At 49.8% G+C, this 14,168-nt stretch carries 14 protein-coding genes and 1 pseudogene; 7 read left to right on the top strand and 8 right to left on the bottom strand.

Annotated elements, in window-relative coordinates:
* The first annotated feature begins 124 nt into the window (after nucleotides 1-124).
* Together EJL04_RS16275 and EJL04_RS01480 are read left to right on the top strand one after the other, a co-directional pair.
* Nucleotides 125-274, top strand: a complete 150-nt coding sequence (locus tag EJL04_RS16275; protein ID WP_164511708.1) for a hypothetical protein — start codon at nucleotides 125-127, stop codon at nucleotides 272-274.
* Between the two features lie 35 nt (nucleotides 275-309).
* Complete coding sequence (locus EJL04_RS01480) at nucleotides 310-1,284, top strand: IS3 family transposase (RefSeq protein WP_241209926.1); 975 nt, start codon at nucleotides 310-312, stop codon at nucleotides 1,282-1,284.
* A 423-nt stretch (nucleotides 1,285-1,707) separates the two neighbouring features.
* On the opposite strand, the gene EJL04_RS01475 is transcribed toward EJL04_RS01480, so the two are convergent.
* From EJL04_RS01475 to EJL04_RS01450, 6 genes are read right to left on the bottom strand one after another with little or no spacing between them, the layout of a single operon-like run.
* Nucleotides 1,708-2,820 (bottom strand): ABC transporter permease, encoded by a 1,113-nt coding sequence (locus EJL04_RS01475; protein ID WP_125105277.1) that lies wholly within the window; start codon nucleotides 2,818-2,820, stop codon nucleotides 1,708-1,710.
* Between the two features lie 10 nt (nucleotides 2,821-2,830).
* On the bottom strand, nucleotides 2,831-3,934 hold the full coding sequence (locus EJL04_RS01470; protein ID WP_125103905.1) for an ABC transporter permease: 1,104 nt from the start codon (nucleotides 3,932-3,934) through the stop codon (nucleotides 2,831-2,833).
* Between the two features lie 49 nt (nucleotides 3,935-3,983).
* Entirely contained in the window at nucleotides 3,984-4,724 is a 741-nt protein-coding gene (locus EJL04_RS01465; RefSeq protein ID WP_125103904.1) for an ABC transporter ATP-binding protein, read from the bottom strand.
* On the bottom strand, nucleotides 4,721-5,662 hold the full coding sequence (locus EJL04_RS01460) for an ABC transporter ATP-binding protein (RefSeq protein WP_125103903.1): 942 nt from the start codon (nucleotides 5,660-5,662) through the stop codon (nucleotides 4,721-4,723). The genes EJL04_RS01465 and EJL04_RS01460 overlap by 4 nt, the downstream gene beginning before the upstream one ends.
* Entirely contained in the window at nucleotides 5,643-6,533 is an 891-nt protein-coding gene (locus tag EJL04_RS01455; protein WP_125103902.1) for an HlyD family secretion protein, read from the bottom strand. Before EJL04_RS01455 ends, EJL04_RS01460 begins: the two co-directional genes overlap by 20 nt.
* Nucleotides 6,534-6,537: 4 nt before the next feature.
* Nucleotides 6,538-7,791 (bottom strand): TolC family protein, encoded by a 1,254-nt coding sequence (locus EJL04_RS01450; RefSeq protein ID WP_125103901.1) that lies wholly within the window; start codon nucleotides 7,789-7,791, stop codon nucleotides 6,538-6,540.
* Between the two features lie 250 nt (nucleotides 7,792-8,041).
* Between EJL04_RS01450 and EJL04_RS01445 the strand changes: the two genes are divergently transcribed.
* The gene (locus tag EJL04_RS01445) at nucleotides 8,042-8,953 is read left to right on the top strand and encodes an AraC family transcriptional regulator (RefSeq protein ID WP_125103900.1); all 912 of its coding nucleotides are present in this window, start codon (nucleotides 8,042-8,044) and stop codon (nucleotides 8,951-8,953) included.
* 149 nt (nucleotides 8,954-9,102) lie between these two features.
* Here the strand turns inward: EJL04_RS01445 and EJL04_RS01440 are convergent, their stop codons facing one another.
* Nucleotides 9,103-9,672, bottom strand: coding sequence for a DUF4738 domain-containing protein (locus EJL04_RS01440; protein WP_125103899.1), 570 nt, complete (start codon nucleotides 9,670-9,672; stop codon nucleotides 9,103-9,105).
* Nucleotides 9,673-9,883: 211 nt separating this feature from the next.
* Here EJL04_RS01440 and EJL04_RS01435 point away from each other — a divergent pair, with 211 nt between their 5' ends.
* Entirely contained in the window at nucleotides 9,884-10,564 is a 681-nt protein-coding gene (locus tag EJL04_RS01435) for a DUF4230 domain-containing protein (RefSeq protein ID WP_021854706.1), read from the top strand.
* The gene (locus tag EJL04_RS01430) at nucleotides 10,548-11,204 is read left to right on the top strand and encodes a DUF4230 domain-containing protein (RefSeq protein ID WP_021854705.1); all 657 of its coding nucleotides are present in this window, start codon (nucleotides 10,548-10,550) and stop codon (nucleotides 11,202-11,204) included. Before EJL04_RS01435 ends, EJL04_RS01430 begins: the two co-directional genes overlap by 17 nt.
* 28 nt (nucleotides 11,205-11,232) lie before the next feature.
* Here EJL04_RS01430 and EJL04_RS01425 read toward each other — a convergent pair whose 3' ends face one another.
* Complete coding sequence (locus tag EJL04_RS01425; protein WP_125103898.1) at nucleotides 11,233-11,931, bottom strand: aromatic aminobenezylarsenical efflux permease ArsG family transporter; 699 nt, start codon at nucleotides 11,929-11,931, stop codon at nucleotides 11,233-11,235.
* A gap of 362 nt (nucleotides 11,932-12,293) precedes the next feature.
* Here EJL04_RS01425 and EJL04_RS01420 point away from each other — a divergent pair.
* A pseudogene (locus tag EJL04_RS01420) lies at nucleotides 12,294-12,572 on the top strand (serine acetyltransferase); the annotation flags it as partial.
* Between the two features lie 99 nt (nucleotides 12,573-12,671).
* A complete protein-coding gene (locus EJL04_RS01415; protein WP_021854700.1) occupies nucleotides 12,672-14,168 on the top strand; it encodes a THUMP domain-containing class I SAM-dependent RNA methyltransferase in 1,497 nt (498 codons plus the stop codon).

Raw genomic sequence — 14,168 nt, 5'->3', positions numbered from 1 at the left:
ATGATGATAATGGTATAAAAATCTGATATTCACAACACGGTATTAAACCAAAATTTTCAATGATATTGTCAACCAATAACAGTTATAAGTTTAACAGGAATCAACCTAATCAGGGAAAAACGGTTTGAAGTCAACCGAAATCAGGAAAGGACACCGTCTTAAGTCCGAACTGACCAAGGCCGAGATAAAGGCCGAGGCTTATGACGAGATGATAAATGTGGCCGAATCCGAGTTAGGCATCAGCATAAGAAAAAAATCTGGCGCCAAACAGTAACATTCCTGCACACGAAGAACCCTGTCCGATACAGGGTGAGACATCTTTGTGCGCTGTTTGGCGTAAGCAAGCAGGCCTATTACAAGTATGATGAGTCAAAGTCAATGATGAGGGCCGCCCGTGATGCCTTTGTGATTGAGTATGTCCGCAAGGTGCGCCGTATAGACCCCGGAATAGGCGCATTGAAGCTCTGGCACATGTACCGGCGTGATTTCAGCGGCAACAGTCCTGTCGGCCGTGACCGTTTTATAGAAATAATGTCATGTAACGGCATGATTCTCCGTAAAAGGTTGCGCCGTCCACGTACCACTGACTCAAGGCACGGTCTTCCGACATATCCCAATCTTATAAAGGAAATGTTGCCCCTCAGACCTAACCAGCTATGGGTCAGTGACATAACGTACATAATTATTTGGACAGACGACATACACTACCGTTTCTGCTACCTTTCAATTGTACTTGATGCATATACAGAAGAGATTGTAGGATACTGTGTCGGTCCGACGCTTGAGACGTCTTATCCCATTGAAGCACTGTGCATGGCTTTGGGAAGGCTGAAGGGCATGGACGGCATCAGCCTTATACATCATTCAGACCGCGGCGTACAATACGCAAGTTCCGAATATGTCAGGCTGCTTAATAAAAATGGTATAAGTATCAGTATGACGGAGACCGGGGATCCGAAGGACAATGCACAGGCAGAGCGTATTAATGGTACCATAAAGAACGAACTCCTTAAGGGTATGAGGTTCACCGACATCGGCCAGGTCAGGGAAGCCGTGGCAACGGCCGTGGACTTCTACAACAACGAAAGGCCGCACATGAGCATCAACATGATGACACCGGCACAGGCTGCTTCATGTCAGGGTGAGATATCTAAGCGTTGGAGCAGTTTTAGGACAAAGGCCATAAAAAACAGACAGGAATGCTCCGATATTGGAGAAGATGGACTATCTTTGCCTTCTGTTCATGGTGTCCTTTCCGGGCTACGCCCTCCAAGGACACCATGAACAGGGATTCTGTCCCGGTAAAAGTCAACTTTAATCAGTAATTAAAAGTAGAGTCAACCAATAACAGTTATAAGTTTAACCAGAGTCAACTTTAATCAGGGAATGGCTTGTTAGAAGTCAACCAATTTTAGGAAAGGACAGTGACTTTGGCAGACCGGGATTTTCACTGCAGTGTGACGAGTTGAAACGCCAACTCGTCACACTGCAACATATTGACAATCAACATGTTAAAAGCAAATGTGACGAGTGACGAGTTTTTAGGAAAAAGTATTATACTTATTGCTCTACAGATTTTATCAACCATTGTTCTATCGAGCCGAGACATCCAAAGGCCTAAATAAAAGGATGCAGCAAACACGATAGCGGCAGGGCGGAACGGCGGCTGAAAGATAAAGCCAGGTACCGCATGCCACGCTGAAAAGGCTACGCACTCTTCTTATAGCTGCATATAGCCCATGTCCACGATACAGCGGCATAAGCCAGCATGGCGAAAAACTGCATCTGAAGGTCGGCAAAGCCGCTGCCTTTAAGATAGAGCGCCCGCAACACCTCGATAAAATAACGCAGCGGATTGACATAGGTGATGAGCTGTGCCCACTCGGGCATGGCAGACACCGGCGTGAGCATGCCGCTCATAAGGATGAATATCACGAGGAAAAAGAACATAAGCAGGGCCGCCTGCTGCATGGTGGAAGAATAGTTGGACACTATCAGACCAAGACTCGACACGATGAGCAGAAACAAGGTGGCATGGAGAAACAGCAACAGGATGCTGCCTGCCGGGAGCATTCCGTAGATGAGCCACGCAAGAAATACCGACCACGCAAGCATGAACAGACCTATGAGCCAGTAAGGAATGAGCTTGGAAAAGATAAAACTGAACCGTCCCACCGGCGTTACGTTTATCTGCTCTATCGTGCCGCTCTCCTTCTCGCCGACGATGTTCAGCGCAGGCAGAAAGCCTATGAGCAGCGTGAGCAGCATGGCCATAACAGCCGGAATCATGAACATCTTGTAGTCGAGCTGTCCGTTATAAAGAAACCTCGGCCTGACGTCTGCCCCGGCAAGGCTCACACCCGAAGCATCAATGCCGTGTTCCTCGCCAAGCTGCGCTGCATAGTCGGCTATTATCTGAAGCATGTATGCCTGAGCCAGCATGCCCTTCATGCCGTTGACAGCGTTAGCCTCTACATTAATGTCAGCCACGCCCGTCTTTACAAGATTCTGCTCAAAGTCGTGCCCTATCTCAACAGCCACGTCGGCACTGCCGCCGTCTATGCTGCGCATGGCTGCCGAATGACTGCCGCAATAGTCTGCCAGCGAGAAATATGCCGATGCGTCTATCTTCTGCACAAGGCGCTGCGAAAAAGAGCTGTGGTCGTTGTCGACGACACAGAACTTAAGGTTCTTTATCTCTTGATTGGCGGCAAACGGAACCACGATGAGCAGGACAAGAGGCAGCATAACGAACAATCTGGGCAGAATGGCGTTGCGCCTGATCTGCAAAAATTCCTTCTCTATCAAATATCTTATCACCATAACGCAGTTATAATCTTACTTTAAACAATTTAAGAGATACGCCAAGCAAAACCGCCTCCATGACAGCCATTACGGCAGCGTCGGCAGCCACATAAACGGCATCTGCCCCCTGAATCATCAGCTTGCGCGCCGCATCGATATACCACCGCGCCGGAACAATGGCCGAGATGTCGCGCAGAACTGCCGGCATGCTCTCGAGCGGAAACACGAGTCCTGACAGGTAGATGGTGGGCACGATGAGCAGCAGCGACAGTATCATGGCCGCAATCTGCGTGCTGACAAGCGTAGAAATTAGCAGTCCGAGCGTGAGCGACACGAGTATGTAGAGCAGCGTTACGCCGAGAAAGCATATCAGGCTGCCCGCCATGGGCACATGCAGCATATAGAAAGCCAGCAGCAGTATTGCCGCAAGGTTTATGCAGGATATCACGAAGTAAGGAACGAGCTTGGCAAGGATGATGCAAGCCGGCGGCAGGGGCGACGCCAGAAGCACCTCCATGGTGCCGCTCTCCTTCTCGCGCACGATGGCTATGCTGCTCATCATGGCGCAGATAAGCAACAGAATCATGCCTATAACGCCCGGCACAAAGTTGTATTCGCTCTTCTGCTGCGGATTGTAGAGCATGCGCGTAACGGGAACTATCGTGAAGTCACGGCCTGCGGCATCTTCCACGACATCGCTCTTGGCAGCCGCAAGCACCTGCTCGACATACTGAACACGCACGGCAGCCTGGTTAGGCTCACTGCCGTCGGCAAGTATCTGCACACTGGCATCGCCGCCATGGCGAAGATTGTCGGCAAAGCCGCTCTCGAAAATCACCGCCACATCTATGTCGCCGCGCCTGAACATGGTTTCAACCTCCGGACGGCTGTGAGGCGCGGCTGCCATGACGAGATAACGGCTGGCGGCAATATGCCCGCAAATCTTAGACGTAACAGCGTCGTGAGACAAGTCGAGCACTGCCACGCGAACATTCTTAACCTCTGTGGTGACGGCATACCCGAACAGCACTATCAGCACTACGGGATAAACCAGCAGGATAAGCATGGTGCGCCAGTCGCGCAGGATATGGCAAAACTCCTTGTGGACAAAAGAAATAAACCGTCTCATATCATATAATTATCATTAACACGAAAAACAATACTGACACCGCCCAGCCCTAAGTGCGCCTGGCCCTGCGGGCAAGACTGAAAAACACATCATACAGACTGTCGGCCCCGAAGCTCTTTTTGAGCGCAGCGGGAGTGTCGAGAGCCTCAATCTTGCCGTCTACCATTATCGACATTCGGTCGCAATATTCGGCCTCGTCCATATAGTGAGTGGTGACAAACACAGTTATTCCGCGGTCGGAAGCCTGATATATCTGCTCCCAAAAGCGGCGCCGGGTAACAGGGTCGACGCCTCCCGTAGGCTCATCAAGAAACACTATCTCCGGCTCATGGAATATGGCAAGCGCAAAAGCCAGCTTTTGTTTCCAGCCGAGCGGCAATGACTTTACGAGAGAGTTGCGCTCGCCCTCAAGCCCCAAGTCGGCAAGCATGCCGGCTGTACGCTCGGCTATCTGTCTGCGCCCCATGCCATATATGCCGCCGAAGAGTCGCATGTTCTCAGCCACGGTCAGGTCGTCGTAGAGCGAAAACTTCTGACTCATATAGCCAATGTGACGCTTCACCTGCTCTGCCTGCGAAGCAACGTCGAAGCCTGCCACCACTGCCCTGCCCTCCGACGGGCGGCTCAGACCGCAGAGCATGCGCATGGCCGTGGTCTTGCCGGCACCGTTGGCACCGAGAAATCCGAATATCTCGCCGCGTCTTACGCTGAAAGATATATGGTCGGTGGCAACAAAACTGCCGAAGCGCTTTGTAAGGTTTTCTGCTATTATAACTTTTTCGTCTGTCATTTTTCTGATGTTTTCATTAATGCCATGAAGCAGTCTTCAACCGAAGGACTTATCTCCGTTATGCCCACTTCGGCGTAGCCCTTTGCTGTGAGCCACGAGCGCAGGGCGTCAGGGGTTGCACCGGGCGCGAGCGTAACATGATAGGCTGCACCGAACGAGAACGAAGTGGCAACGAGCGGACATGCCTTCAGTCCGGTCATAAGTCCGTGCATGTCGGTAGCCATGACAGCAAACAGCCTGTCGGCATAAGCCTCAACAATGCCGACAGGTGTGTCGGTCTGCATAAAGCGGCCGCCTTGCATCAGCGATATGCGGTCGCACCACGACGCCTCGTCCATGTATGGCGTTGACACAAGCACGGTTAGTCCGTGTTCATCTCGCAGTTTTTTCAGCATGGTCCAGAACTCCCGGCGCGACACAGGGTCGACACCCGTTGTAGGTTCGTCGAGGAACAGCACGCGCGGAGCATGGATAAGGGCGCAGCAGAGCGCAAGTTTCTGTTTCATTCCGCCCGACAGCTTGCCCGCCCTGCGGTCCTTGAAAGGCTCTATCTGACGGTAGATACCAGCCACAAGGGCATAATTTTCCTCAACGGTAGTATTGAACACAGATGCAAAGAACTTTAGATTTTCCTCGACCGAAAGATCCTGATAAAGCGAGAAGCGCCCCGGCATGTAGCCTATGCGGCGGCGTATGTCGCGATAGTCGGCCACGACATCAAGTCCGTCTACGCCTGCCTTGCCCTCATCAGGCAACAGCAACGTGGTTAGTATGCGGAAAAGAGTGGTCTTGCCGGCGCCGTCGGGACCGATTATGCCATATATCTCACCCTCGTCAACGCTGAATGAGAGCTGACTGAGAGCCTCGGTCTTGCCATATTTCTTGCAGAGACCGTCGGCCCATACTATGCCCCCGGCATCAGAACCTGACGTCGCCATACATTCCTATTTTAATTAGACCGTCGGTGTTTCTTACAGAAATCTTCACCGCGTAGACGAGGTTTGAACGTTCGTCGCGGGTCTGTATAGTCTTGGGAGTAAACTCCGCCTTGTCTGATATCCACGTTATCACGCCCTGATACTCGCGGCGCTTGTCCTCGCCCTCGTCGGCATACACCCTGACTTTCTGCCCTGTCTGTATCGAATTGAGCTGACTGGCTGTTACATAAGCCCTGAGTTTCATGTCAACAACATCGGCTATCTTAAACAGAGGCTTGCCCATTGTGGCATACTCGCCCTGCTCAGCGTACTTCTCGAGCACCGTGCCGCTGATGGGCGACACGACATGACACTTGCGCAACTGGTCGATAACCTCGCGGCGCTGTATCTCTGTGGCAGTCATCTGACTGTTAAGACTGCTTGTGCTCTTGCCGAGCGACGACTGTTGAGCGGCAAGACGGCGGCGCAGCACACGCACGTTGCTCACTGCATCGTCTAGCATCTTGCAGTTGGCGGCATTGTCCTTCACCAGAGCCTCATAGCGGCGCTGCTCAGCCTCGGCCTTGGCCAGTTCCTGACGCGTGGCTGCTATCTGTGTCTCTATGTCAGGACGCTGCGTGGCATACACATCCTTTGTGGCACCGAGCTGCAAGGCGCGCAACTGGAGCTGAACGGTGTCGATTAGTCCGACCTGACTGCCGGCCTGAAGGCGGTCGCCCTCTTCTACGGTGAACGAGAGCAGGCGGCCGTTCTGCTCAGCAGAAACTATCACCTCTGTGGCCTCAAACATGCCCGTGGCGTCATAGTCGGAACTGCCCGAAGAACATGCGGCAAGGGCCACGGACAAGGATATAAATGCAAACTTTTTCATACGGCTAAAAGTTGTTTATGTTTTTAAGTTTATATATTTCCTGTAAAAGCTGTATCTCATGAAAGGCCTTTGTGAGCCTTGCCTCGCTCACGGCATTGATGTCGCGCAGCATCTCGTTGACGGTCTCGGTGCCGTTTGCCACCTTGACATCAGCCTTGGAGCGTATGTTTTCACGCAGGGCTATTATCTCGTCGTCCTGACTGATCTGGCGGCGCAGACTCTCTATATTGCCGCGCTGCAGCTCGCTCCGCAGGCCGGTATTGAAGAGAAAAGCCTCACGCTCGGCCTGTATGTTGAGTCTTTCGGTCTCAATCTTGCGCTTATCGTTGGCACGTGTATACAGACTACCAAAGTTCCACGTAAGCGTCGCGCCAACTTTATAATAAGCCTCAAAGCCATTTTTAAGCATGTTAAGTGCCGGATTGCCATAGCCGCCCTGCAGGAACAGACCTAAACGCGGGCGCAGATACGTGTCGAGACTCTTGAGCTGCTGGTCGAGCAGACGGTTCTGCGCACTGTAAAGGGCGAGTTCAGGACGATTGTTGACCATACCCGAAACATCCGACTCAGCCGGACGGACAAGGCTCACGCTGCCGGATAGCGGCTTGCCGATGAATGTTGAGAGCATCTTCAGATAAGTGGCACGTGACGTAACAAGACCCGTTTCTGTCTGAGCGGCCTTCACCTGCTCCACCTTGACTGCGTCAAGGTCGGTCTGGTTGGCCACTCCCCCGCGCACCATTCCGCTTATAGCCTGATAGCTCAGCGACAGGTCGTCTTGCAGAAGCCTTACCTGCCTTATCTGTTCGTCAAGCAGCAATATGCCGAAATAAAGCTGATCTATGCGCTCGTAGACATCATAAATGGCCACGTTGACCTGCTCACGCTCCACGTCGCTGCGCGCATCTTCAAGTCTCTTCGATGAGCTGACGCTGCCGCCGTCGTAAATCTGCTGACTGACATTAACGCTGACATCATACTGGTCTTTAGGAAGCGGGCTGATTTCTACGCCCGGTATGTCTACCGGAAGCCGCGTAACCTCGCTCTGATAAGAGGCGCGGGCATTGAGAGAAACCTGCGGAAGCCATGCCTTGGAGGCATTGCTCACCGACAAAGAGCGACTCTGCTCAACCAGGCGAAAACGCTTTATGAGCGGATAATTAGCCCGGGCGAGCTCCCTGCACTCGTCGAGCGTTATCTGAGAGAAGGCCGACACGAACGACAAGGCCAACGCAATAAAAACAATTAAACGTTTCATATCACTGTTATTCACATATAATTAATATTTCACACCAATAAGCCCGCTGCAAGATGTAGCAACTAATGCAATACAGGCAACTAAAAGAACACAGTGCAAAGGTAGCAAATAATAACACTACAAGTATTATCCTATAAAGCTATAAAATGTCCCTTTTGTACTTAAAATATCGTAAAAAAGGTGTAGATATGAGTATTTTATTGCCTTTATTCCACATTTTCATTATTTTTGCACTCAAAAAACACGTTTTATGAAGACAAACAACATGTATCCTGAACGTTTTTCATTCTCCGAGATAAAATCCATGCTAGGAAATATCGACGAGCAGAAAAACGCACTACAGATTATAGGCCGCGACGTCGGCATGCTGCGCACAGGACACAAGCTGTTCAGTAGCCTGCTTCAGACAGGCACACCTTATATTATAGAAGACTGCCGCCTGGCATTTATCAAGGCGGGAGAAGCCAGCATAACGATAAACCTGAGAGACTATAAACTGGAAAAAAACTCGATAGCATTCATAGGAAGAGGGAGCATAATACAGGTGAACCACTTTTCGGATGACTTCGAGATGTGCGGCATGATGATAAGCAACGAGAAGATGAACATGGTGTTCAGCGGAAAAATTCCGGGCGAATACAACCGCAACGCCTATAACTTTGTGGCCACACCAGGACAGAGCGACATAAACATTGCCGACAGGATGTTTCTGTCGGCATGGGAAATGGCACGCCAAAAAGACTGTCCTGACGAAACTATAGACGGGATAATATATTCGCTGATCCACTACTATAAGTTTCTGAAAAACAAGCACAACGACACCGACGAGCACAACAAGCCACACAACAGGGAGATGTTCGACAGGTTTATACAGCTGGTGAGCACCTACAACAAGAAGGAGCACGCGCTGTCGTTCTATGCCGACAAGATGTGCGTAACGCCGCGCTATCTCGGCGTTGTGATTAAGGAGACCAGCGGAATAACGGCAAAAGAATGGATAGACCGCGCGCTGATAACCAACGCAAAGATAATGCTGAGATACGGCAACACACCGATAGCGCAGATAGCCGAGGAGCTAAACTTCCCCAACCCGAGCTTCTTCTGTAAGTTCTTCAAGCGCATAACCGACATAACTCCGCATGAGTTCAGACAGCGGAAATAGCCAATCAGACCGGCATACATATTCTGCAAAAATACAAAAGCATACCTTTCACACTGCAAAAGGTATGCTTTCGGCATGTAAAAGGCCGTCTTTTAGCTTCTAAAAGACGGCCTTTTACAATCTATTGATTATCAATATGTTACAATAGCCTATACACCTTCATCCTCATAGTCGGGCTGATCGCTGTTAGAGTCGATGCGCGAGTCTTTCTGAATGCTAACTCCTCCTGTACGCGAAATAGTGATGATGAGCGGCACATAGTCGTCGCTGAGCACGTCGGGGGCGCCCACACTGGCCGCAAATTTCAGGTTGTCGCCGTCTGCCTTTTCAAGCACGATGCCGAGCAAGGCGCTCTTCTTTGCATACTCTTCACCGATATATGACGAGAAATCAGACTTGGTGAACTTGCGGTTGAAAAACTCTGACCCGTCGGGGCGTACGACGTTCAGCGTTATCACGTTGTCGTAATACTTGTTGCCGCTGTCGTCTACAATCAGCGGCAGACCTGTGTCTGACCTGCGGCTTATCTTGACATTATAAGAACTTCCTATCCAACTCACGGCATCCTCATAATCAGAATTCTGCATCTTCACAGGAGCTGAGGGCGCCTTCTTTACAGGTTTATGGGCAATGATGTTGCTCGGCTGTTTCTTCTCGCTGCAAGACACGGCGGCGACCGACATCAGCGCCATAAAAATCAATGTGTGCGTTAATTTCATTTCAGTATTTTAAGAATTACTCGTGCAAAGATAATGCAAATAGCACGAAGAACAAAATAAAAATAATTAAACGAGCCTTAAATTTGATTTGACGGTTACACAATGAGAAAAACAAACGGGCTTTAACATCAAAATAATATAAAAGACGCAAAAAAATAACGGTTGAATGACGCCGTAATTATAACTTTTTTGATTAACTTTGTAATCAAGTATGAAAACAATAATATTATATCTGGCACTCGCGGCAATGATGCTTACGGCATGCACAGACAGAAAGCCCGTGAAAAGAGAAGCCGAAAAGATAGACACCATACCTGTCATGGTGATGCAGATAAAGAAATGCGCCAAGCTGTACACGGCTGAATATCAGGTGCACAAGATTGTAACGCACGACGACCAGGTGAAGCTGAAAGGCTCGTTCCTGCAGCAGAAGTTCGACTTCTCCGTGCCGCTCACGACGAGAAAGATAGCCATACCGATAGACGCCACGCTGAAGGCATATATCGACTTCGGCAACTTCTCTGAAAAGAACGTAAGGCGCAACGGCGACAAGATAGAGATAATACTGCCCGACCCGAAGGTTGAGCTGACCGGAAGCCGCATTGACCACAACGAGATAAAGAAACACGTGTCGCTGATAAGGTCGAACTTCAGCGACGCCGAAATGGCCAACTACGAGAAACAGGGACGGGCGGCGATAATCAGCAGCATACCGCGGCTGGGCATACTCGACATGGCCAAGGAGAGCGCAGCGCATGCCCTGATACCAATGATAACCAAAATGGGATACAAGGAGGAGAACATAACCATAACGTTCAGAAAGAAATTCACCGACAGCGACCTGCCGATGATTCTTGAAAATAACACTATCGAAAATGGAAGAATTCAATAATAACTACCGCCGCAAAAGGAGCAAATGGGCCAGCATGTGGCTGATGATAGGACGCCTGAAGCTATCTATAATATTCATCGTCATCCTTGTAGCCATCATTGCGTCGGCATATCTTGTCAGGTCGTGCAGGGGCAACGAGGCCACGGTATACGTAGACGACAAGATCGACATAACGCCGACACAGGTGCTGGCGATGAAAGAGATAGGCGAATGGGAGTTTCTGTCTATTGAAAACGAGGAAATGATAGACACCGTGAGGAAAGGCTTCTTTAAAGACGACGAGCTGATACGAATATACTACGGCACACTGCGCCTCGGATTCGACATGAGCGAAGCCAAGGCCGACTGGATAAAAGCCGACAAAGACACGCTCGTGATAACCTTGCCGAAGATAAAGTTGCTCGACGAGAACTTCATAGACGAAGCCCGCACAAAATCGTTCTTCGAGTCAGGCTCATGGAGCGACAAGGACAGGGCCGACATGTATAAGCGCGCCTATGCAAAAATGAAGGCAAGATGCCTTACAAAAGAAAATATAGAAAACGCACAGGACAACGCCAAAAGGCAGTTTACGCAGATGCTGAAGGCAATGGGCTTTGAGCATGTAAACATAAGCTTTGAAGGAAATCAGGCACGCTGACACCGGAAAGACCGACAGCCGGAAGGCATCAGAAGAACAGGCAGAACACTCCTGCCCCGATAAACAGGACGCCCACGCCGACACTGACCCAGCGCTGAAGAACATGCATGCGCTCCTTCATGGCCGACAAGCCGGCAAGGCCGTAAGCCACAGCCCAGGCCATAAGCACCGTAGGTATGGCTGTGGCAACAGAAAATACTACGGGCAGCATGAATCCGCCGTGCGACTCGACAGAAAGAGGCATGAGCATGCCGAAATAAACCACGGCACTCTCTGGACAGAACGACAGGGCAAGAAGAAGCCCCAGAGCCATGCTGCCTCCGGCCCCATGGAAGCGATGTCCGCGTGAATGCACATCGGGACAATGCTCATGACGGTGGATCAGATGGCCGAGCATGAAATATAATCCGATGACTATAAGCACCGGAGCCAGCAGGCGCTCGCCCCACTCGCTGAACCAGTGGCCCAGCGACAGCATGTCGGCACCGTTGCGCAAAACAACGATAAGCACCATGCCAAGCACCGAATAGGCAATCATCCGGCCGAAGGTGTAGAAAAGTCCGTTAAGAAACACTCGGCGACGGTTAGCCACATCGCGCGCAATATATCCCATGGCTGCAATGTTGGTGGCAAGCGGACAGGGGTGAAGTGCCACTATAAGACCAAGCAAAAACGCCGTCAACAAAGGAAACTGAGTATGCTCTATTATGCCGTGTATCCAATCCATATCATCTGAAAATAATAAGAATAAAAAACAAAAACAAGCCTGAAAACCATGCAGCAGTATGCCACATTAAGCATAGGCATCGCTTTTCGGCATGCAAAGATAATGCAAGTTGAGAGCAGAACAAAACAAATTTGGCTGTTTTTTGACAAAGCCGGCCCGACAAGTTGTATGCCTGCCAATGTCAAAACATATAAAAACCAAAGCTAAACAGCATGACGCCACATGCCGCGAAACCGCACGGACAAGCCACATGCAACATCATATAACGGATATGAAAAAGTCAAACGGAATAAAAGTAAAAAAAATTTGGCTTTTAATTATAAATGAATTAATTTTGCAGAAATTATAGATATAAAAATTGCATGAGCACTGATAATTTAACGAAGATTCTCACCACGACAACAGAACGACTGTCAAAGCCGGAATCTCATAAGGAATTATTTCACCGGCATCGTGACGGGGATCGGCTTCCTTCAGGCAAGACGCTTAAAGAAATCATAGAGCTTTCGCGTTCTATCTTGTGTCCCGGATATTATGGGAAGCCGACGGTAAATATCAGAACAATCACATATCATATCGGAGTAAACATAGAGCGGCTGCACAAGTTGCTGTCAGACCAGATTGCAGCAGGCCTGTGCTTTGTAGCCCAAAAGACATAGAACTGCAAAAAAGGAAATATAAAAAATCAAATTAACCCAATAAAACAACCACTCGCAAAATAACAAAGAAAAACCTTTATAATGGAACAAGAATTTGAACTCATCGCCAAAACGTTCATGGGTCTGGAGCCCGTTTTGGCACAGGAGCTGACAGAGCTTGGAGCTAACAATGTGCAGACAGGACGACGCATGGTGTCGTTCACCGGTAACAAGGAAATGATGTATCGGGCTAACTTTCAGTTGCACACGGCAATAAGAATTTTGAAACCTATTGCACACTTCAAGGCAGACACGGCCGACAAGGTGTATGACGAAATAAAGAAAATAGACTGGACACAGTATCTCGACCTGAAAAAGAGTTTCTCGGTTGACTCGGTTGTGTTCTCTGAGGAATTCAGACATTCCAAATTTGTGTCTTACAAGGTGAAAGATGCCATAGTAGACCAGTTCCGCGAAAAATTCGGAAAGCGTCCTAACATATCTGTGGCCAACCCGGACATTCGCCTGAACATGCACATCGCCGAAGACCAGTGTACGCTGTCGCTCGACTCGAGTGGTGAAAGTCTTCACAGAAGAGGATACAGACAGGAGTCTGTCGAGGCTCCTCTCAATGAGGTTCTCGCTGCCGGAATGATTCTTATGACCGGTTGGAGAGGCGAAACAGACTTTGTTGACCCGATGTGCGGATCGGGAACTCTGCCCATAGAGGCTGCCCTGATAGCCCACAACATGGCCCCAGGTCTGTTCAGAAAGGAATATGCCTTCGAGAAATGGCCCGACTTTGACCGCGACCTCTTCGACCAGATTTACAACGACGACTCTAATGAGCGCGAATTTACTCACCACATATATGGCTATGACATCGACCTTGCAGCCGTTACAAAGGCGCGCCTCAACGTCAAGGCCGCCGGCATGACAAAATGCATAACCATAGAACAGGCTGACATAAAGAACTTTAAGCAGCCTGCTGAAAAGGCTATAATGGTGACAAACCCGCCTTATGGTGAAAGAATATCTACACCCGACCTGCTGGGAACTTACCGCACTATAGGCGAAATACTGAAACATCAGTTTAAGGAGAACGATGCATGGGTGCTCAGCTATCGCGAGGAGTGCTTCGACCAGATAGGCCTGAAACCATCAATAAAGATACCTCTCTACAACGGTTCGCTTGAGTGCGAATTCCGTAAATATCAGATATTTGACGGCAAGCTGAAAGACTTCAGAAGCGAGGGAAACATCCTGAAGACAGAAGAAGAGAAACGCGCCATGGCCGACAAGCACCGCTTCAAGAAAAACCGCGAGTTCAAGAAGCGCATTGAAGAGGAGGATGACAACGAGGAAGGCGACATCCGCACGTTCAAATTCCACAAGATTTCGTTCAAAGACAGCGGCGACGGCGGACGCGAGCGCAGAAAAGGCGGCCGTGAGCGCAGAGACTTTGACGACCATAAGGATTTTAGCTACGACAAGCGCAAGGGCCGCAACTTCGACGACAACGGCGACAGGGGCGGACGCAAAGGCGGAAAAGGCTATAAAGACAACAAAGGCAAACGCGATCACCGTAAAACGTTTTGA

It is taken from the genome of Prevotella marseillensis (assembly GCF_900625065.1).
Taxonomy (GTDB): Bacteria; Bacteroidota; Bacteroidia; order Bacteroidales; family Bacteroidaceae; genus Prevotella; species Prevotella rara.
The sequence above is the reverse complement of the archived record's forward strand: the minus strand, read 5'-3'. Positions and strand labels throughout refer to the sequence as shown.